The 18,433-nt window shown below is 58.2% G+C and carries 18 protein-coding genes and 1 pseudogene; 8 read left to right on the top strand and 11 right to left on the bottom strand.

From position 1 onward, the window contains the following. The first annotated feature begins 58 nt into the window (after positions 1 to 58). A pseudogene (locus KZO25_RS19935) lies at positions 59 to 1,684 on the top strand (site-specific DNA-methyltransferase). After that, positions 1,684 to 4,011 carry a DEAD/DEAH box helicase family protein gene (locus KZO25_RS05050; protein ID WP_223136132.1) on the top strand — a complete coding sequence of 776 codons (2,328 nt, stop codon included), beginning with the start codon at positions 1,684 to 1,686 and terminating at the stop codon, positions 4,009 to 4,011. The pseudogene KZO25_RS19935 and the gene KZO25_RS05050 overlap by 1 nt, the downstream one beginning before the upstream one ends. A 201-nt stretch (positions 4,012 to 4,212) precedes the next feature. On the opposite strand, the gene KZO25_RS05055 is transcribed toward KZO25_RS05050, so the two are convergent. Continuing rightward, positions 4,213 to 4,827 (bottom strand): hypothetical protein, encoded by a 615-nt coding sequence (locus KZO25_RS05055; RefSeq protein ID WP_223136133.1) that lies wholly within the window; start codon positions 4,825 to 4,827, stop codon positions 4,213 to 4,215. Continuing rightward, positions 4,817 to 5,653 carry a PAAR domain-containing protein gene (locus tag KZO25_RS05060; RefSeq protein ID WP_223136134.1) on the bottom strand — a complete coding sequence of 279 codons (837 nt, stop codon included), beginning with the start codon at positions 5,651 to 5,653 and terminating at the stop codon, positions 4,817 to 4,819. Before KZO25_RS05060 ends, KZO25_RS05055 begins: the two co-directional genes overlap by 11 nt. A 325-nt stretch (positions 5,654 to 5,978) precedes the next feature. Between KZO25_RS05060 and KZO25_RS05065 the strand changes: the two genes are divergently transcribed. Further along, the gene (locus KZO25_RS05065) at positions 5,979 to 7,922 is read left to right on the top strand and encodes an acetyl-CoA hydrolase/transferase C-terminal domain-containing protein (protein ID WP_262488854.1); all 1,944 of its coding nucleotides are present in this window, start codon (positions 5,979 to 5,981) and stop codon (positions 7,920 to 7,922) included. Between the two features lie 28 nt (positions 7,923 to 7,950). Here the strand turns inward: KZO25_RS05065 and KZO25_RS05070 are convergent, their stop codons facing one another. The 8 genes from KZO25_RS05070 to KZO25_RS05105 all read right to left on the bottom strand — a co-directional run bounded on the left by KZO25_RS05070 (position 7,951) and on the right by KZO25_RS05105 (position 13,188). Continuing rightward, entirely contained in the window at positions 7,951 to 8,244 is a 294-nt protein-coding gene (locus tag KZO25_RS05070; protein WP_223136135.1) for a helix-turn-helix domain-containing protein, read from the bottom strand. 26 nt (positions 8,245 to 8,270) lie between these two features. Continuing rightward, a complete protein-coding gene (locus KZO25_RS05075) occupies positions 8,271 to 8,594 on the bottom strand; it encodes a type II toxin-antitoxin system RelE/ParE family toxin (protein ID WP_114572305.1) in 324 nt (107 codons plus the stop codon). A 290-nt stretch (positions 8,595 to 8,884) separates the two neighbouring features. After that, positions 8,885 to 9,184: a hypothetical protein gene (locus KZO25_RS05080; RefSeq protein WP_144439683.1), complete on the bottom strand. Its 300-nt coding sequence runs from the start codon at positions 9,182 to 9,184 to the stop codon at positions 8,885 to 8,887. 298 nt (positions 9,185 to 9,482) lie between these two features. Continuing rightward, a complete protein-coding gene (locus KZO25_RS05085) occupies positions 9,483 to 10,742 on the bottom strand; it encodes a type II toxin-antitoxin system HipA family toxin (RefSeq protein WP_223136136.1) in 1,260 nt (419 codons plus the stop codon). After that, the gene (locus KZO25_RS05090; protein WP_223136137.1) at positions 10,732 to 10,992 is read right to left on the bottom strand and encodes a helix-turn-helix transcriptional regulator; all 261 of its coding nucleotides are present in this window, start codon (positions 10,990 to 10,992) and stop codon (positions 10,732 to 10,734) included. The genes KZO25_RS05085 and KZO25_RS05090 overlap by 11 nt, the downstream gene beginning before the upstream one ends. Before the next feature lie 221 nt (positions 10,993 to 11,213). Then, a complete protein-coding gene (locus KZO25_RS05095) occupies positions 11,214 to 12,461 on the bottom strand; it encodes an NAD(P)/FAD-dependent oxidoreductase (RefSeq protein ID WP_223136138.1) in 1,248 nt (415 codons plus the stop codon). A 184-nt stretch (positions 12,462 to 12,645) separates the two neighbouring features. Then, entirely contained in the window at positions 12,646 to 12,822 is a 177-nt protein-coding gene (locus tag KZO25_RS05100; protein ID WP_223136139.1) for a DUF1289 domain-containing protein, read from the bottom strand. Further along, positions 12,823 to 13,188, bottom strand: a complete 366-nt coding sequence (locus tag KZO25_RS05105) for a hypothetical protein (RefSeq protein ID WP_223136140.1) — start codon at positions 13,186 to 13,188, stop codon at positions 12,823 to 12,825. A 216-nt stretch (positions 13,189 to 13,404) separates the two neighbouring features. Between KZO25_RS05105 and KZO25_RS05110 the strand changes: the two genes are divergently transcribed. Together KZO25_RS05110 and KZO25_RS05115 are read left to right on the top strand one after the other, a co-directional pair. After that, positions 13,405 to 14,019: a LysE family translocator gene (locus KZO25_RS05110; protein ID WP_223136141.1), complete on the top strand. Its 615-nt coding sequence runs from the start codon at positions 13,405 to 13,407 to the stop codon at positions 14,017 to 14,019. 98 nt (positions 14,020 to 14,117) lie between these two features. Then, complete coding sequence (locus tag KZO25_RS05115; RefSeq protein ID WP_223136142.1) at positions 14,118 to 14,510, top strand: nuclear transport factor 2 family protein; 393 nt, start codon at positions 14,118 to 14,120, stop codon at positions 14,508 to 14,510. Positions 14,511 to 14,580: 70 nt separating this feature from the next. Here KZO25_RS05115 and KZO25_RS05120 read toward each other — a convergent pair whose 3' ends face one another. Next, complete coding sequence (locus KZO25_RS05120) at positions 14,581 to 14,787, bottom strand: cold-shock protein (protein ID WP_066451504.1); 207 nt, start codon at positions 14,785 to 14,787, stop codon at positions 14,581 to 14,583. A gap of 525 nt (positions 14,788 to 15,312) precedes the next feature. On the opposite strand from KZO25_RS05120, the gene KZO25_RS05125 reads away from it, so the two are divergent. The 3 genes from KZO25_RS05125 to KZO25_RS05135 all read left to right on the top strand — a co-directional run bounded on the left by KZO25_RS05125 (position 15,313) and on the right by KZO25_RS05135 (position 18,343). Then, positions 15,313 to 16,395 (top strand): CobW family GTP-binding protein, encoded by a 1,083-nt coding sequence (locus KZO25_RS05125; protein ID WP_223136143.1) that lies wholly within the window; start codon positions 15,313 to 15,315, stop codon positions 16,393 to 16,395. A gap of 193 nt (positions 16,396 to 16,588) precedes the next feature. Further along, positions 16,589 to 17,113 carry an S-ribosylhomocysteine lyase gene (luxS, locus tag KZO25_RS05130; protein WP_066451512.1) on the top strand — a complete coding sequence of 175 codons (525 nt, stop codon included), beginning with the start codon at positions 16,589 to 16,591 and terminating at the stop codon, positions 17,111 to 17,113. A gap of 18 nt (positions 17,114 to 17,131) precedes the next feature. After that, entirely contained in the window at positions 17,132 to 18,343 is a 1,212-nt protein-coding gene (locus tag KZO25_RS05135) for a DNA glycosylase AlkZ-like family protein (RefSeq protein WP_223136144.1), read from the top strand. Positions 18,344 to 18,433: the final 90 nt, after the last annotated feature.

Here is an 18,433-nt window from a genome sequence, read left to right on the forward strand (position 1 = left end):
GGCCTGAGTTATTTACTAAGCGGGTGGTCAATCACACGGGACCCGACAGCTAGGAACTATTGTCTCTAGCGAAGATGGATCACGCCACACCAAATGGATTAAGGCGATGATGCCGCGTCTTCAGATCATGAAGGCTATGCTTAAGCCCTCCGGCGTCCTAGCAATCTGCATTGATGATAATGAGCTTTTTCACCTTGGTATGATGCTGGATGAGGTTTTTGGAGAGAAAAATCGCCTAGCTATAATCAACTGGCAGAAAGCCTATTCTCCAAAGGGGGGTAACTCTGTTTCCAAAACGACGGATTATGTCCTCGTGTACGCCAAGGATAAAGGCTTGGCGAAAATGGATTTGCTTCCTATTAGTCGTTCTCAAATAAAAAATATCGACGGTGATAACAGTGGTGATTGGATACCAACTGATCCTTCAGCGCGGCAAAATAGGGCGAAAACCGCCTACGCGATACAATCACCTTTCACGGGAAATCTTCACTACCCAAATGGTGAGTATGAGTACGATGGAAACTTGCCGGAGGCTCGAGCTCACTGGGTGAGTTTTACAAAATCAGAGGCCAAGAAGTATCTCTGTGAGTGGGGAGCGGACTATATAGAACGGGACCTTGGAGATGGGCGTGGAAATGCGCTCGTGATATCAGGGAGTGGTGTAAGTCTTGAGGGCTATGATCCTGAAAATGACCCGGTGGTGAAACATGCTTCACAAAAAGCACTTGAGCGGCGTGAGAAGGGCAACTGGCCCAAACTTTTCTTCCGTGATGATCGAAAGAGAAGGCCTGGAGCCGGCAGGCCACGGCTAAAGACTCCTATCGAGGCTGTTCGCGCGGGAATGATCCCTACGACATTTTGGGATGAGGAATTTTATGATAGTCCTGTGGAAATTGGATCAGTAACATGGCCCCATGCTCAGTCCGGTCACTCGGATATGGCGCGAAAAGAGTTAGACGAAATTGTCGGAAAAGGTCACGCGTTTGATACTGTGAAGCCTTTGCGGCTTCTTAAAAAAATTATTCAAATTTAGTGCCCTGAGAATGGGCTAGTGCTCGATCCGTACGCTGGTTCTGGCTCCACTGGTCATGCTGTACTTGACCTTAATAAAGAGCTAGAGGCAGAACGTCGTTTCATTCTTATTGAACAGGGTGCCCCGGAAAATGGTGACAAATATGCACGCACTCTGACATGGAAACGGCTTTATAATGCAGTCACGGGTGAACGACCTAATGGTAAACAGGGAAAGCCTCTTGGTGGAGGTTTCGAGTATAGACTGCTGACTAAGACCATTGACGCTAAGACTGTTCTAGCAATGCAGCGCGACGAGTTGACTGATGTCGTTCTGACCTCACACTGGGAAAACCATAAGCGTTCTGCGCCAAGCCTGAAGCGGTGGGATGAGCAGACTTATCAGTATCTCATCGGCCAAGACCAGAACGGAGAGGGTTACTTTCTGATTTGGGACAACGATGGGCCGGTGGGTTCTTTGAGCCTAGACACCTATAAGAAAGTCGTTCAAGAGGCTAGGAAGGCCAGTATCGAGCCACCTTTTCATGTTTACGCTCGTTATGAAATGTTCCAATCGCCTAACGTTCGGTTCTGGAAAATTCCAGACAAAATTCTGGCGGATCTAGGGTTAAATGAAAATGACGAATATAATAATGAGGAGGAGAGCGTTTAATGGATCTCATCAGGTTTCAGGAGCGAGCTGCCACCCAAATTGCTAATCGCTTTTTTGATTATTCAGTAAATCCTCTTTTGGTGGATCGCACTACGCCGGTACCGTTTCTTCAGACTCTTGTGGCGATTACTGGGAGCGGAAAAACTCTTATGCTGGCGGATGCGGTCTCTCAAATTCGAGATGGTTTGGGAGTTGCGCCAGTAGTGCTTTGGATTTCCAAAGGGAGAGTTGTGGTTTCCCAAACCTTCGAGAACCTGTCGTCAGGAAAATATGCAGATAATCTTTCGGGGTTCAGTGTTGTGCCGCTTCTTGAGGTCACTCCCGATCACCTATCAAGCGAAGATATTCCGGTTCTTCTGGTTGCTACAGTAGGTAAGTTTGCGGTCGAAGATACCTCCAATGATGACCGAAAAGTATACCGTGCCCAACTGGACTTGGCAGAAGAATCTCTCTGGGACCAGCTAAAGAAACGTCAGACCGCAAAGGGTCTCAGACGCCCTTTGATCATCATCTACGATGAAGGCCACAACCTTTCGAATCTTCAATCAGAGCGGCTACTTGAGCTCGCTCCTGACGCTCTCATAGTCGCGAGCGCCACGCTCACTTTGCCTCCGCGCATCAACAGCGTCATGACGCGGCTTCGTAACGATAAAAGATGGGCGGATCAAGATTTCTCTACTACAGTTTCAAGCCGGGATGTGGTGCTTTCTGGACTAGTGAATGAGCGGATTTCCATAGACGGGTATATAACGCCGCTCGAACCTGCTCTCGATAACCTCATTGGCGATCTCCGGGGCGCTCAAGAGGTTGCAATGGACCTGAAGCTTCCGTTTACGCCCAAGGCTATCTACGTTTGCTCGACCAACACTGTTGATGGCATGTCTATTTCGGAGGACTTGAAGCGTCCGTTTAAGGAGCGGCAAGCGCGACCTATTTTAATCTGGCGGCATCTTGTGGAGGTGGCAAAGGTCAAGCCTGAGAAGATCGCTCTCTACTGCCAACTAAAATTCTCAAAAGAGTCTCCGAAACCTGCTGAAATGCACCTATTTGATGGAGGTGAGAAGGATTATGCTCGATTCACGTCAGGGGGTTATGAACATGTAATCTTTAACTTAAGCCTACAAGAAGGCTGGGATGATCCAGCCTGCTGCTTTGCATACATTGATAAGGAGATGGCTTCTGCACGGCAGATTACACAAGTTATCGGACGGGTTCTCCGTCAGCCAGGAGCAGAGCATTACAATGATCCGATTCTAAACACTGCGCATTTTCACATACGGACGGATGAAAAAGGTGTGTTTGATGATATTCTAAAAGATATCCGTAGAGACTTGACTTCCGAGCATCCGTCTATTGCGCTTGTGATTAAAGATGAGAAAACACGTGGTGTGCGCGACCGCATAGACCCCAAGCCTCCGCGTACAGTGCCTACTGTTGGCATTGAGAGCACCCGTGCTCTCGAACCGATTTCACGCATAGTTAAAACTATCATTGATTTCCGTTCGGATACTCATAATACTGTGGGGCAGGGCAGTCGCATGCAGGTTCTTCAGAAGGTTGGAGAGAACTCTGACGCGCAGTTCGAGTGGATAGATGTTGAACACAGTAATCGCCTAACTGCTCGCTCAGTTTTTCGTCGAGAAATTAACCGCAGTTATCCAGGGGGACTTAGAAGAGCTGGAGGGCCGATAAACCTCGTGGATATCGAGGAGCCTAAATTTGATGCAATGATTGAACTCAGCAGCCCTGCTGCGGATCATATGAGAGCCAAGGCGCAAGAGGTCGTTTCAGCATATATTCAGCATTCAGTAATCTTTCAAAATGACGTTGATAACCCCTACTATGTGGGCCCTATCGCAATTGATCCAAACTCAAGCGAACAGTTCAAACGTTCTCTTCATGGAAGTTACTCCGGCCTTAATCCGCTGGAGGTAAAGTTTGCACGGGCGCTTGACCGAACACAGCGAGTGTGGGCGCGCAATCCCGTAGGAAGCGGCTATTCGCTACCATTGCTTCATGAAGGAAAAGCATACTGGCCAGATTTTCTTGTTTGGATTGATAAGAACGTAGTGGTGATCGACACAAAGGGGGATCATTTACTGGTTGAAGCGAGCGCCTCTAAGCTTTTCGAGATCGATGGTGGGGAGTCTGGTAAGCGCATCTTGTTGCGCTTGGTTTCAGAGGGAAATGTTGAAATTGAAAATGGTACAATTCGTAAAAGGGCGAAGTCTGGATTCACGGTGTGGGCCTGGAAAAATGGGCGTCTTCAGCCGACACATTGCAATACTGAGAAAGAGGCGGTCGATGCATCTCTGCGACTCGACTGATGTGTAATGATCGACTGAGGCCAAATATTGCGCATAGTGATCGTGTTGACTTGTTACATTCCGCCATAGGCTTTCTATGGTTAAGCAGTGTTCTGCCGTTTTCCTGGGTTCCTTCTTTGTCGTTTTGGGAGCCCTTTCTTGAAGATGGTTTGATCATGGTGGCTGTTTTTCCTAGACTGTAAAGTAAAGTATTCCATGTGTTCAGTGTTCTCGCATTAAGGCTTGACCTACATAGCTTCCATCTGTGAGAGAATTTATGGTCGTCTCGGCTATGTGGCCTGCTAGCTCTCCCTTTTTTGCTTCCTGTTCTAGGTAGGTTTCAATCAGCTCAGGAGCAGCATGACTATCACCTAGAATGGCCGCTCCCACCCAATTGGCAGGAATTTCTTCATCTGCTTCGTGCCGCTCGGCGTAGCTTTCTTCGACTGTCGCGTAGCATTCCCTCGCGCTTTCATTATCCTTGACCTCTTCTATCAGCATGCAGCGGAAAAGAGGAAGAGAGTCATTGCTTGGTGCGATATCATAAGCGCGCTCCACAGTGCTTAGAGCAAGCTCGTAATTTTCCTGATAGACGTCAATCTGTGCACGGTTTATCAGCGCGTAGTGGTTATTGGGATCTGCTTCCAGAGACTGCTCTATCAGTGCTTTCGCCCTTTCTAGCCTCTTCTCATTTCCTTCCGCCATGGCGAAGCTAGCTTCTTCGTTAGCTTGCCTTTGAAGCTCAACGGAGTCACCCTGTATTTCATTGCTCATGCCTTCTTGGCAGGCCGAGAGAAGAATAATTAGCGGGATTGCAGAGAATAATTTACGGCGCATGTTGTTTCTCTACTACCTGAATGGTAATCGTTTTGTTCGTGCTGGGTGGCATCGGTGCTGCTGAACCTGCACTGGTCTGATACTGGAAAGTGCCTTGGAGGTAAAGAGACAGCGTCTTGCCAGGTTGTGGTTCGGGCAAGGGAAGGGAAGCATGACCTACCGGCCAATATTGTGGCTCATCCGGCCAAGCATTGGTTCCGGTATTCTGAAGAACTGCTGTTTCCATTGGTTGGTCGCCATCTATGAGCTCCGCACGCATGCCTAGAATAGCTTTACCGCCCCCGGGGATTTGTGCTGCGGGTGCTCCACCGCGTGCCGAAATATGAAGCGTGTTATCTCTAATCGTGACATGAACTCGAAAGATATAGCCGCCATTACTACCAACACCTTCGACGAAGAGGTAGGCTGGCTGATTCATGATCACTTCGGTTTCAGAGGCTACATACTCATATTCAGTTTCAGGGGAGTTTTCGGCAAACGACGTCCTGAATGAGTCATTTTGATTCCCGGGCATCCTAAGCGAACGTGGATGAGCTATTGAGCCTGCTGCCGACGTGCCCGCTCTGGTGGGTGAGCCAGTGATCGTAGTGGAAGCCGCTTCGACATATCCACCACATGAGGTCGCGCTGCCATGGATAGCGGCAGGGGAACCTTCAATCGAATACCAGCTTGCGCCAGTGGTGATGGCGGCCCCACAGGAACTCTTGTCACCCACCCTGGCAATCGGAACGCCATCGGCGTTAGCACTGGATGCGCCGGAGACGATGCTATGTGGCCCGCCTTTGCAGCGACAGACAATCTTGTCGCCGATCTTCGCAAGATCCATGGGAGATTCCTTGCTCCATAGTGATGTGGCAAGTTTATGGGCTTTGCCTATGGCCGTGCCACTCGTTGGAGCAATCGCCAGACATCTCTTACGCGTTTGTAGGCGATTGCCCACACTGGCGTGATTTCAGGCGAAGGGAATGAGGGGCGGCCCCGATTTCGAGAGCCTCCATTCCATCCATGGTGGATCGACGTGAACGCATCATTGAGGGGGGCTTCCGTCGGACGGATCACCACCCCGCGCCTGCTCATCTGCTCCAACCGCCCCATGTGCTAGCTTGAGGCGTATCGAAGCCAAGGGTGGGGTTCAGGCTATGGGCGAGCCGATGAGTTATCAGGATGCTGACCAGTGCGTGGATCAGGTCATCGATCGGGTGGGCAAGCACATTGTGCTGGGGCTGCCGCTGGGGCTGGGTAAACCCTTGCGGTTTGTGAACGCCCTTTATGCCCGCGCCCAGCGTGATCCGACGATCAAGCTGCATATCGTCACCGCGCTCTCTTTGCTGGCACCGGCGGGCGGCTCCTCCCTGGAGCGCCGTTTCATGGGGCCTTTCGTCGAGCGCTTGTACGGCGATATCCCTGAGCTGGCCTATGCCCGGGATGCCCAGGCAAACCGCCTGCCGGACAATGTCACGGTGTCCGAGTTCTTTTTCCAGGCCGGCAACCTGAAGAACAACACTGACCAGCAGCGCCACTATATCTGCACCAACTACACCCACGCGCTGCGCGATTTGATGGCCCAGGGCATCAATGTGCTGGCTCAGTTGGTAGCGCCCGATGAGCGGGGCGAAGCGGTGAGCCTGAGCTGCAATCCGGACATGACCCTGGATGCGTTGCTCTGGCTGCGCGAGCAACCCTATGCCACCGTTTGTGTCGCGGAAACCAATCGGCACCTGCCGTATCTGGGTAATGACGCGGCTGTGGCGCGTGCCGACTTCGACCTGCTGCTGGAAAACCCGGATACCGAGTATCCGCTGTTCAGCGCGCCCCAGACCCCCATCTCGTCGGAAGATCACCTGATCGGCTTCTACGCCAGTTGCTTGCTGAAGGATGCCGGCACGCTGCAAATCGGCATCGGTTCCCTGGGGGCGGCGCTGGTGCATAGCACCCTGTTGCGCCAGCGGGACAATGCCCGCTGGCAAGCGATTTACCGGGACCTGCAGGTGGCCGAGCGGTTTCCGGTAGCCGAGCAGTGGGGCGACACCCAGCCCTTCAGCCAGGGGCTGTATGGCTGCAGCGAAATGATGGTGGATGGCTTTATCTACCTGATGGAAGGCGGGGTGCTCAAGCGCCGGGTCTTTGCCCATGCCGACTTTCAGGAAGCGATCAACCGGGGCGAGATCGACCCGGAGAGCAGCGACCACCCCAGCGCGGCAAAGGGGGTGGTGATGCACGGCGGCTTTTACGTGGGGCCGCGGCGTTTCTACGACAAGCTGCACGCGTTGTCCGACGCCGAGCGCGCAAGTATCAACATGACCAGCGTCAACTACATCAATGACCTCTACGATCACCGCTTCGGGAATCAGCGGCTCAAGGTGGCCCAGCGCCAGCATGCGCGGTTTATCAACTCTGCCATGCTATGCACGATCGATGGGGCGGTGGTATCGGATGGACTGGAGGATGGGCGGGTGATCAGCGGTGTGGGCGGGCAGTACAATTTTGTCGCCATGGCCCACGAGCTGAGCGGGGCGCGCTCGGTCATTACCCTGCGCAGCACCCGCGAGAGCGGCGGCGAAACCCGGTCCAATATTCTGTTCAGCTACGGCCACTGCACCATTCCCCGCCACCTGCGCGATATCGTGGTGACCGAATACGGTATTGCCGATTTGCGTGGTCGCTCTGATGAGGAGGTGTGCCTGGCGTTGATCGCCATTGCCGATGCGCGATTCCAGTCCGAGCTGCTGGCGCAGGCCAAGGACGCCGGCAAAGTGGCCGCCGACGTCGAGATTCCCGCGCTCTGGCGGGACAATACCCCGGAGCAACTGGCGCAGCAGTTTGAGCGGATGGGCGGCGAGCAGGTCTTCTCCCGGTTTCCGTTTGGCACTGACTTCACTGATGAGGAGCTGACCCTGGGCAAGGCCCTCAAGCAGCTCAAGGCGCGCACCGCCACCCGAAGCGGCAAGCTGAAAGCGCTGCTGGGCGCACTCGGCGCAGGCCAAGCCAGCGACGCTGAACGGTCGCTGCTGGCCCGGCTCGAGCTGGATCGGCCCAGCGGCTGGAACGAGCACCTGGAGCGGCGGCTGGTGCTGCAGGCGCTGCGATCGGGCTAGTGGGGCACTGAGCGGGCGGGGCAGACTATCAGGCAGCCACTTCTTTCTCGTCCTCAATCGCCAGCTCGAGGTGGAAGTGAGCCGGCCCCGTCAGGTTGACCAGGGCGTCCAGACTGAACTTGTTGATGCGGCCGTTCAGCAGGTCGTTGAGGCGAGGCTGGGTGATGCCCAGTCGGTGCGCCGCCTCATTCTGAGTGATGCCCCACTCCCGGACACGGCCGGCGATCTTCGCCATGAGCTCGGAGCGCAGACGCATGTTCAGCGCCTCTTCGGGAGTGTCCTCGATGGCATCCCACACGCTGTCATAATACTCGATGGCCATGGTGTCACCTCGCTTGGTGGCCGGGCTTAGGGCAGCTCCTTGTATCGCTGCTTGCCCAGGTCGATGTCTTTCTTGGCGGTCTTCTGGGTTTTCTTCTGGAAGCAGTGGAGCACGAATACCGCATCGCCTCGGTTAGCCACATAGAAGACCCGAAAGGCCCCATTGTCTTCCCGGATGCGGATCTCCATGACGCCAGGGCCAACGCTTGGCATGGGGCGGAAGTCGTCTGGTTGTCCTCCAGCTTGAACCTTGTCGATCTGAAACCCTGCTTCGCGCTTGGCGTCCAGAGGGAAGTCGCGCAGCCGGTCCTTCGAGTCTCCGACGAATGCGACGGGTTTCTTCCGCGCCACGCTGCTCTCCTTGGCCTCTGTGATCCTATATCAATACCGATATAATAGGCTCATCAACCGAACGGTTCAAGCTCGGTGCGGCAAGCCCTCCGCGCTGAGGGCAGTGAGGTGGCGTGCTGTAGCCAATTGCGCCGCACGACTACCTCGAGTCCCATCAGGCCCAGCACGTCTACATTGATAAAAGAACAAAAAAACCGCCACTTACGGATCATCCCGGGTGGCGGTTTTGCGTTTCTGATCTTGCTGTGGGGATTGCCTGGCATCGATTGCCGCTGGAGGACTGGTTCCGTTCAGCCGCGCAGCTTGCGCACGTTGGACTGGGTCTTGGTGCTGTATGGCTTCAGCGCTGCCGCGGTGATCTTTGCGGGATCGGCGCCGCTGGCCATCGCCACTGCCGCTCGCTCGGTTGCCGTGGCGTAAATCGTCCCTTTCTCCATCATCATGCTCATGGCATCGGGCAGGGTCATGGTGCCGCTGGCCATCATCATGGTGCGGCGGACGATCACCTCACTGGAAGACAGCATCATCTGGTTGTAGGAAGAGGCGATCTTCATCCAGGCGAACATCATGTTCATCGGGTTATTCGACATTTCGTCAGGTACTCCTCGTTATTTCGGACTTCGATCTGGTGCTTGTGGGTGGAGATTGCTCTTGGAGATTGCTCCTGTGGATAGCGAGTATCCACGCCTGAGCCTCGCCATGAAGCCATCGGGACTCAGAATTAGAGTCACACTAACCTGTCCTGCGACCTGTGTCGGTACGCTGGCCCACATTCACATGGCCTTCAGGCCCTGGTGCGTGGCACCCAGCCAGCCCTTGCTGCCGCAGCTGGCGATCCCATGGATTTCCATTGGTGCATCTCATCCACGATGCGGCCAAAGGCCACCCCTATCCGGCAGACCACCGCTCCGGCAGCTTTTGGCAATGGCTCAGCAGCCGCTGCTGTAGCCTTTCCAGCAGCGTCTGCTCAGTACCCTGATGAGCCTCGGTGCTCAGGGAGGCGAGTGTGCTGTCGATGGCCGCCGGCATGCGTTCGGCGAGTTCTAGCCCCTGGCGTAGGAAATAGCGTGGCTGGAAGCGCATCGAGCGGGCCAGCGCTTCGAGGTGCGAGCGTTCGATGCTTCCGGGGCGATCCTCGTCGGCGATGCGAAACGCGAAGCGGCGCGCGAGCCCGCTGTAGAGCGTCGTGCTCATCAGATCGTAGAACGGCGCCAGCCGAGGCCCCTCATCGGTATAGAGGATGGCGAGGTTCTTGGCGTGGCTGTCGTTGTTGCCCACCAGCAGGTTGAAGAAGAACCAGGCGATCAGGCGCTGCAAGTCCTTGGCCGGTGCGCCGGCCTGCTGCAGTAGGTCGCGACAGCGAGCCAGGCCGGGCCCGCCGTCGCTTTCGTACTTGATCAACGAAGGTGTACCGGCGAGCTGGCAGAAGTCGAGCTGGTGCAGGCGTCGCAGTCCGCCCTGTTCATCGGCAACCCGGTCGTAGCGGCGTACAAGGCAGGCGTGGGTCTCGGGCTGGTAGCTGGCCTCGGCGACTTTGAGCCCGAGTTCGGCGGCCAGCCGCATGCAGAAGGTCTCGTTGATGGCGGAACCCCATACGCCCCTCAGGGCCTGGATGTCCGGCTTGAGAATATGGCTGGAAGGCGCCGATCCTTCCGGTATGGCGGGGCTCCCATCTTCCAGCACCATCAGTAGTAGCTTGTCCTGAGCGCCGGCCAGCGAGATGCGGGCTTCCTCACCTTGTTGCGAGAGCAGGGGGCTTAGTTCCCGGTGTTGCAGGTGTTCCGCCAGCGCTTCCCAACTGATGGGGCGATAGTGCGGCGGAGCCGGTGACTCGCCCGGTGGCAGCAAGGTAAAGCCGCTGGCTGTGTCCCCACCGATGGCCTTCAGCAGGCCGAAAACGGTCGTGGTGTGGTGGCGAAGTGCCAGATGGTGGCGCAGGTCGCCTTCCGGCAGCAGGTTCTCGAAGTAGGCCAGCACCGCATCGCCAACGTGAACCTGCTGAATGAGCGGCAGCGAGGGCGAGAGGCTGACCGCTTCAGGATGCTCCAGCCATTCGGTAGCATACTCGAAGCGCAGCGGTTGAACGTCGTAGAGGCGTCCGACATATTTGTCGCCGTGGTAAACCGCCAGAGTGTCATCACTCGCCATGTCGGCTGCCACCCTTGCGCCGCACGACGACCTCGAGCCCCATCAGGTCCAGCACATCCAACACCTTTTGCAGCTGCAGGGTCGGCTTGCCCCGCTCCAGATCGACGATGAATCGGTTGCCGGTTCCGGCCAGGCCGGCGAGGTCGATTTGCAATAGCCCCTGTTCGGCGCGCAGCTGGCGTACCAGCTTGCCGAGCTCTTCGCTGTGGCGAATGTGTACCGGGTGGGCAGGGGAGTCGTTGGTAGGCATGGGAACCTGCATGTGATTACTGTTCGGTAATTCTAGGCACGGTTCCCCTGTTCCGCAATGAAATAATTACCGATCGGTAATCATGAGGCCGTCAGGACGCGATAAATGGCGAAAATTACCGAACGGTAACTCTGATCGAGTTTCCCTGGCAGGGGAGTCGTGGGAGCCATGACAAAGCGGGCACCACAAGGGCGCCCGCTTTCGTACAAAGCCTTGTGGCCTTACATTCGGAAGCGATCGACGCGGAAGGGCGTCATATCCACCGCGGGCTCTTCGCCATCCATCATCTGGGCGAGCAGCTCGCCGGTGGCCGGGCCCAGGGTAAAGCCCTGATGGCCGTGGCCGAAGGCGAGCCACAGCCCCGCCTTGTCGGGGGCCGGGCCGATCACCGGCTTCATGTCGGGCAGGCAGGGCCGGGCTCCCTTCCAGGGCTGGCCGTCACGGCGCTTGCCCAGCGGGAACAGCTTGCGTGCCACCCTCTCGGCGGCAGCCAGCTGCTTGTACTGGGGCGGCGAGTCCAGGTCGGCAAGCTCGGCGCCGGTGGTCAGGCGAATTCCGGCGCGCATCGGCTCGAGCAGGAACCCCTTTTCGGCGTCCATGACCCAGTGGTTGAGCTTGGCTCCCTCTTCGGCGGAGTAGTGCATATGGTAGCCGCGCTTCACGAACAGCGGCACCTTCATGCCCAGCCTTCCCAGCAGCTCGCCGGCCCAGGGCCCCAGGGCCACCACCACCTCATCTGCCTCCAGGGGGCCCTCGCTGGTCTTGACCTGCCAGCCGCCATCTACCTGGAGCACGTCCTCGACGCTGGCCTGCATCACCTGGCCGCCCTGTTCCGCAAAGCTGCGGGCGTAGGCCTGCACCAGGCCGCCCGGGTCCGAGACCATCCAGGGCTGCGTCCAGAGGATCGCCCCGATCAGTCCCTTGCCCAGATGCGGCTCCTTGGCGTAGAGCGCCTCGGCGTCCAGCACCTCATACTCGACTCCGAAGCGCTCGTGGTTCTCCCGGGCTTCTTCCTGGCGCTCCTCGAACGCCTTGCGGGTGCGGTAAAGCTCCAGCCAGCCGCCCTTGCGCACCAGCGCCTCGGCGCCGGAAGCCTCGATCATCGGCGCGTGAGCATCCTGGCAGCGCATGATCAGCGACGCCCACTCGCGCACGATGCGCTCGTAGCGCTTGCCGCTCGAGTTCAGCCAGTAGTTCAGGAGCGGGCCCGCCGCGTTCATCATGCCGGTGGGGCGGTAGCGGATATCCACCTTGCGGTTGGGCAGCACCCGCAGCAGGGTGCCGATATCACGGGGGAAGGCGTAGGGCCGAACCGCCTCGCGCTGGATGATGCCGGCATTGCCGAAGGAGGTCTCGAGCCCCGGCTCGCGGCGGTCCACCAGGGTGACGTCATGACCGCGACGCACCAGGTGCCAGGCCACAGATACGCCGACCATGCCGGCACCAAGAACGATGATATTGCGGGCCATGAAGGACTCCCTGCCGATAGATACAGAAAGCTTCGCCGCGGGGCGAAGCCTGTCATTCTCGGAGTTTAGCAGCACTTCCCGGAAAATCGGCAATGCGTCGATAAGTAAGATGATAGGTCTATTGTTGTGGCTGCGTGCAGTGTTTATGCTTTTGCTCTGGGCTGTATTCCGAATTATTTTCTTGTCAGTCGCGCGAGATCTTCTTCAAGCGCTCATCGGCACGTTTTACCGTTTTCATCTTTTCCGGCCGCTTCATGGATTTCCACTGGCGGATCTCCTCCACGGTGCGGCCGCAGCCCACGCACAGGCCCCCCGAAAGCTGGCAAATCGAGACACAGGGGTTTTCGATCTTCTTGGCCATTCAGTGCCTCATGGCCTTGGTGCGCAGCCGACGCTGCCAGTCGCCGCCGTGTTCCCGCTGACACGCCTCTTCGCTGTCGAAGTCGAGATGCCTTGAGGCGTCGCCGACATCGACGCCGGCTTCTGCCAATGCCTCGGCGGTCAGCTCATTGATACAGCGCCGGGCATCGCCCTTGAGCGCATTCGCCAGGTTGGGGTGGGTATCGAACACCCAGGTGACCACCAGGCTCTCGGGAAAGCGCTGGTAATCGACCTCATGGGTCAGCCAGCAGAAGCCGGACAGCAGGGGCTTGGCCTGCTCACAGGCATGTGTCAGCGAAGCGGACAGTCGCCGCTCCATCTTGCCGCGTTCTCGCTTGGCGATCATTGCGTCTCCCATGGGTTTAGCCTGATACGGGAAACAGTCCCGCGAAGCCCTTGTCGGTGTCGAAGGCCGACCATGGTGGGCTACAAATTTTGATCGATCAAGGATGTTATAACGTAGCATCTGCAGGCGTTGCGTCTTGCTTTTCCAAGTGGCGGCAGTGATGCACTATGAGGATGTGCCGAACGTCACCGATATGACCCATTCGAGGAACGCGCTATGCCGCTGGAACTGTGGCTCTCCTTCTGCCTGGCCTCACTGTTGATCATCGCCTCCCCCGGCCCCGCGGTGGCCCTGCTGGTCACCACTGGGGTCAACCGCGGGCGACGGGCCGCCCTGGCCATGCTGCCCGGCTTTTTCCTTGGTGACCTGCTGGCCATGACCCTGTCGTTTGCCGGGGTTGGCGCGCTCCTGATGGCCTCCGCCGAGCTGTTCCAGCTCTTCAAATGGCTCGGGGCCGCTTATTTGCTCTACCTGGGCATCAAGATGTGGCGCGAGGCCGGCCAACTGGGCGACTTGCAGCCTACGGGTACGGATATTCGGCTCGGCACGGCCAAGGCGTTTCTGGTTACCGCGCTGAACCCCAAGAGCCTGGCCTTCTTCATGGCCTTCATGCCGCAGTTCGTGGCACCCAGCCAGCCCTTGCTGCCGCAGTTGGCCATCCTGTTCTCGACCTTTCTGGTCATCGGCGTGCTAAGCGATCTCGCCTTCACCTTCCTGGCGACCAGCGGCGGCCGGATGCTGAGCGCACGGCTGCGCCGCATCCTGCACCGCACCGGCGCCGGCAGCCTGATCGGGGCAAGTGCCCTGGTCGCCGCCATGCGGCGGCCTTGAGAGTTTGTCAGGAATGCAGCAAAGAGGAAGCACCGACGCCAGTGCAAGTCGTCCGGCGCTTGATGCCGGCGTGGGCGTATTGTCATAGGGAGAGCAGGATGAAAACGGCAGGCGATGTGGTGCGTCAATTCTGGCAGCTGATGGCCACAAATGACTTTTACTCGGTCGCGGCGGTGCTTGCGCCGGATTTCGTTCTCGAATGGCCGCAGTCCAATGAGAGTATCCGCGGAGGTGAGCGCTTTGCACAGATGAATGCCGAATACCCGGCGCATGGCCGCTGGCAGTTCACGTTGAACCGGTGTGTTGAGGGGGAGGGTGAAGTGGTGACGGAGGTCGCCATTACTGACGGCGTTCAGTCGGCGACGGCGATTTCATTCTTCACGGTGGAGAAGGGCAGGATTGTGCGCTTGGTCGAATACTGGCCGGAGCCATACTCGGCACCACAGGGCAGGGCGCATCTCGTAGAGCCGATCTCGCCATTATATTTATAACGCAACAAGGCCCGCCGAAGCGGGCCTTGTCATCGAACCCTAAGGTTCGACAAACCGTTTAACCGTCAGGTTATGCGATTTGCTTGATATTTGAAGCCTGAAGGCCTTTCTGACCCTGAGTCACGTCAAAAGAGACGGAGCTACCTTCCTGCAGGGATTTGAAGCCATCGGCCTGAATTTCGGAGAAGTGGGCAAAAACGTCATCGCCGCCGTCAGTCGGGGTAATGAAGCCGAAGCCTTTGGAATCGTTGAACCACTTAACTGTGCCAGTCGTCATAATATATATCCTTTCGCGCTTAGCGCCTTGCAATGTTTCTGGTTTTACCCAGGTTTGTAGCGGGTAGAACGAGATAAATTACAGACTGCCGAAAGAATCGAACACTACTGAAACTCTATAACGCTTACTAACCAGCTGCGACTACGGTGTCACGGTTACTGGCTTGGGTCAAAGTCTTTCTGTTTAATTTTCCCGTATTAGCGTGAAGCGCATGTTTTCGTTGAAATTAATATAATACTAATTTCGAGTGATGCGATACGAGAGTCTCACTTACCCAGTCGATGGGGTGCGGCCGGGGTCTGTGAGACCTGGACCAATGGCGCCGGGGGCTGGCTGACAGCAGGGCTCACGCTTCGATATATGTTATGATATAACATATATGATGGCCTCGGGATGCCGTCTGGTAGCCAAGAGAGCGTGAAACATGCCAAGGCGGTGCGAGTGGGATGTTTCGCCAGGGCCTGCCAGGAACTTCCTTTCACTTCAACGATGTGGCGATGAATATGCCCCGTGACGGTGCTTTGTATGAACGTTGATACCGCGGATCTGATTCCCGTTACCGTACTTACCGGCTTCCTCGGTAGCGGCAAGACCACGCTGCTCAATCGCCTTGTCTGCCAGCCGGCCATGAAGGATGCGCTGGTGGTGATCAACGAGTTCGGCGATATCGGGCTGGACCACCGGCTGGTCGCCGAGAGTGACGAGCATACCGTGGTGGAAATGAGCAGCGGCTGCTTGTGCTGCACCATCCGCGGCGACTTGAGCCGCAACGTTCAGCAGGCCTGCGAGGCAGTCGAGCGGGAGGGTGGCCAGCCCTTCTCGCGGGTGATCATCGAGACCACCGGGCTTGCCGATCCGGCCCCCATCCTGCACACCCTGATGACCGACCACTGGCTGGCCCACCGTTTTGCCCTGGATGGCGTGATCTGCCTGGTGGATTCTGCCAGTGGCATCTCGACCCTGAATGCGCACCGCGAATCGCAGCGCCAGGTGGCGGTTGCCGACCGGTTGCTGCTCACCAAGACGGATCTGGTGGATGAGGAGCGGCTGTCGCGGCTAGCCAGCCATCTCGCGGCGATCAACCCGGCCGCCGAGCAGTTGCAGGTGCGCCACGGTGAGCTGTCGGCCGAATATGTGGTAGGCAGCAGTCTGTACGCGAAGGGGCAGCGCGCCGAGGGTTGGCTGCGTGCGGCTTCCTATGCCCAGGTTTCCCCGACGATGGGCATGGCGCCACCGACCCCCGGTGCCCTGGTCACGATGATGGCGCCGGCATCCGGCCCGGCGCTTACCCGGCATGGGGAACAGATCCGTTCCTTCTGCTTCACCGTCGAGCAGCCCATCGCCCCCGAACTCCTGGAAGACTGGCTGGACCTGCTGATGTCGCTGCTGGGCGATAAGATCCTGCGGGTGAAGGCCATCGTGAAGATCGCAGGGCGCGAGCAGCCGCTCGCTCTGCATGGCGTTCAGCACATCTTCCACCCACCGGAGCCGCTGCCGGTGGAGGCCTGCCGTGACGGTGTCTCGCGCTTCGTGTTCATTACCAACGGCGTGGCGCCCGAGGCGGTCACGCAGCTGTTCGACTACTTCCAGCCGGCTCAGGCGACCTGAAGCCGGGGGCGTTCAAGAGAACAGCGGCGGGCCGGAAGCGCTACCCCTTTGCACCGCGCCGACGCTTCGCCACGATCTGGGCCGGCATGGGACGGAGGGTGTGCCGTTACGCCAACGATTGAACGCGACGGGTTTATGCTGTCATATACCGGCAACACGACCAGCAAACCCAATCGGAAAATCAGGACTGAGCATGCCCTTACTGGATAGCTTTACCGTCGACCACACGATCATGAACGCTCCGGCTGTGCGCGTCGCCAAGACCATGCAGTCGCCCTCCGGCGATACCATCACGGTGTTCGATCTTCGCTTCAACAAGCCGAACGAAGAGATGATGGGTGAGAAGGGCATTCACACCCTGGAGCACCTGTTCGCAGGCTTCATGCGCAACCACCTGAACGGCAAGGATGTCGAGATAATCGATATCTCACCGATGGGGTGTCGCACGGGGTTCTACATGAGCCTGCTGGGCAACCCCAGCGAGGAGCGTGTCGGTGAAGCATGGCTTGCGGCAATGCAGGACGTGCTGAACGTCAAGCGTATGGAGGATATCCCGGAGCTGAATGAGTACCAGTGCGGCACCTTCGTCATGCACTCTCTGGAAGAGGCAAAGGCGATAGCACAGGGCATCATCGAGCAAGGCATCGGGGTTAATCAAAACGAAAAGCTCGCCCTGAGCGCCGAACAGCTAAAAGCGCTGGGCAACCCGGGCGCATAGTGTCTCCAGGCATCGCCGATGACCGTCCAACAGCGCTTGTCCCTGACGCGGGCCGACGCTCGCCGCCTGCTGGTGTGCTATCACTTTCAGCTGGCCTCGCTGGCGACCGTAATCCGTCGCCTGGGGACCATTCAGTTCGATCCCCTGGCACCGGTCGGTACCAACCCGGACCTGGTGCTGCAGTCCCGGGTACCGGGATACAGGCGGGGTGACTGGCTGCATGCGGCCTATGCGCAGCGACTCCTGGTCGATGGCTGGGACAAGCAGGCCAGCCTGATCCAGCCCGGCGAGTGGTGGGCCCAGGCGCCGTTCCATCGCTGGTTCGAGCGGCGCTGGCGGCAGCACGGCGTGGACGTCGAATCCCCGGAAGCTCTCGCCCTGGTCGATCAGGTCGAACGCCACGGCCCCGCCACCAGCCTCGAGCTGGGTGATCAACGGTCCGATCCCGCATTGCGCGGCAGCTGGTACGGGCCCAAGCGCTCGCGTCATCTGCTCAAGGCGTTGTGGGACGCCGGACGCCTGATGACGCACCATCGAGTGGGCGGCCGCCATGCCTACGACTTGCCCGAACGCGTGCTGCCCCCGGCCACGGACGTGCAGGGCGCCACGCAGGAAGACGCCCTGCAACGGCTGGTGGTCCGTCGCGTGCAGGCCGCTGGCCTGCTGCGTCCCACCGCCGATGCCGCCGTGTGGTTGCTGCCCTGTTCGCGTGCCGAGCGCAACCGCATCGCCGCACGGGCCATCGCTGCGGGAGCGTTGGTCGAAGTCGACGTGGAGGGCACGGGCTACTGGGCCACGCCTGAGGCACTCTCGGTTCTGGAGGCGGCGCCCGTTACGGCCGGTGGCACGATTCAGGGAGTGCGTTTTCTCGCCCCGCTGGATCCGCTGATGTGGGACCGCGGCGGTGTTGCCCGTCTCTTCGGTTTCGACTACGTCTGGGAGGTCTACAAGCCCCTGGCCCAGCGGCGCTGGGGGTACTATGTGTTGCCGGTGCTGTGGGGCGACCGCTTCGTTGCTCGCTTCGACGCCAGGTGCCAGCAGGGCACCTTGACCCTTCTCGCCTGGCACTGGGAGCCAGACATCCAGCCGGCCAGGCTTCCCGAGGGCCTGCCCGATGCCCTGCAGCAGGCTGCCCGTGAGTTTCTCGCCTACCTCGGCGCTACCCGTCTCGTCCTGCCCCGGGGCCTCGGTCGCGAAAACCGGCGTGCCTGGCAGCAGGCGGTCAAGTGATTCCCTCTCGAGGGTAATGCCGCCGAAGCCCGATAGCGCTCAGGTGCGCTAGCGATGGGCCGCCTGCGACTGGACGAAGCGGTAGCCGGT

The sequence above is a fragment of the Halomonas sp. ANAO-440 genome, assembly GCF_019915905.1.
GTDB lineage: Bacteria > Pseudomonadota > Gammaproteobacteria > Pseudomonadales > Halomonadaceae > Halomonas > Halomonas chromatireducens.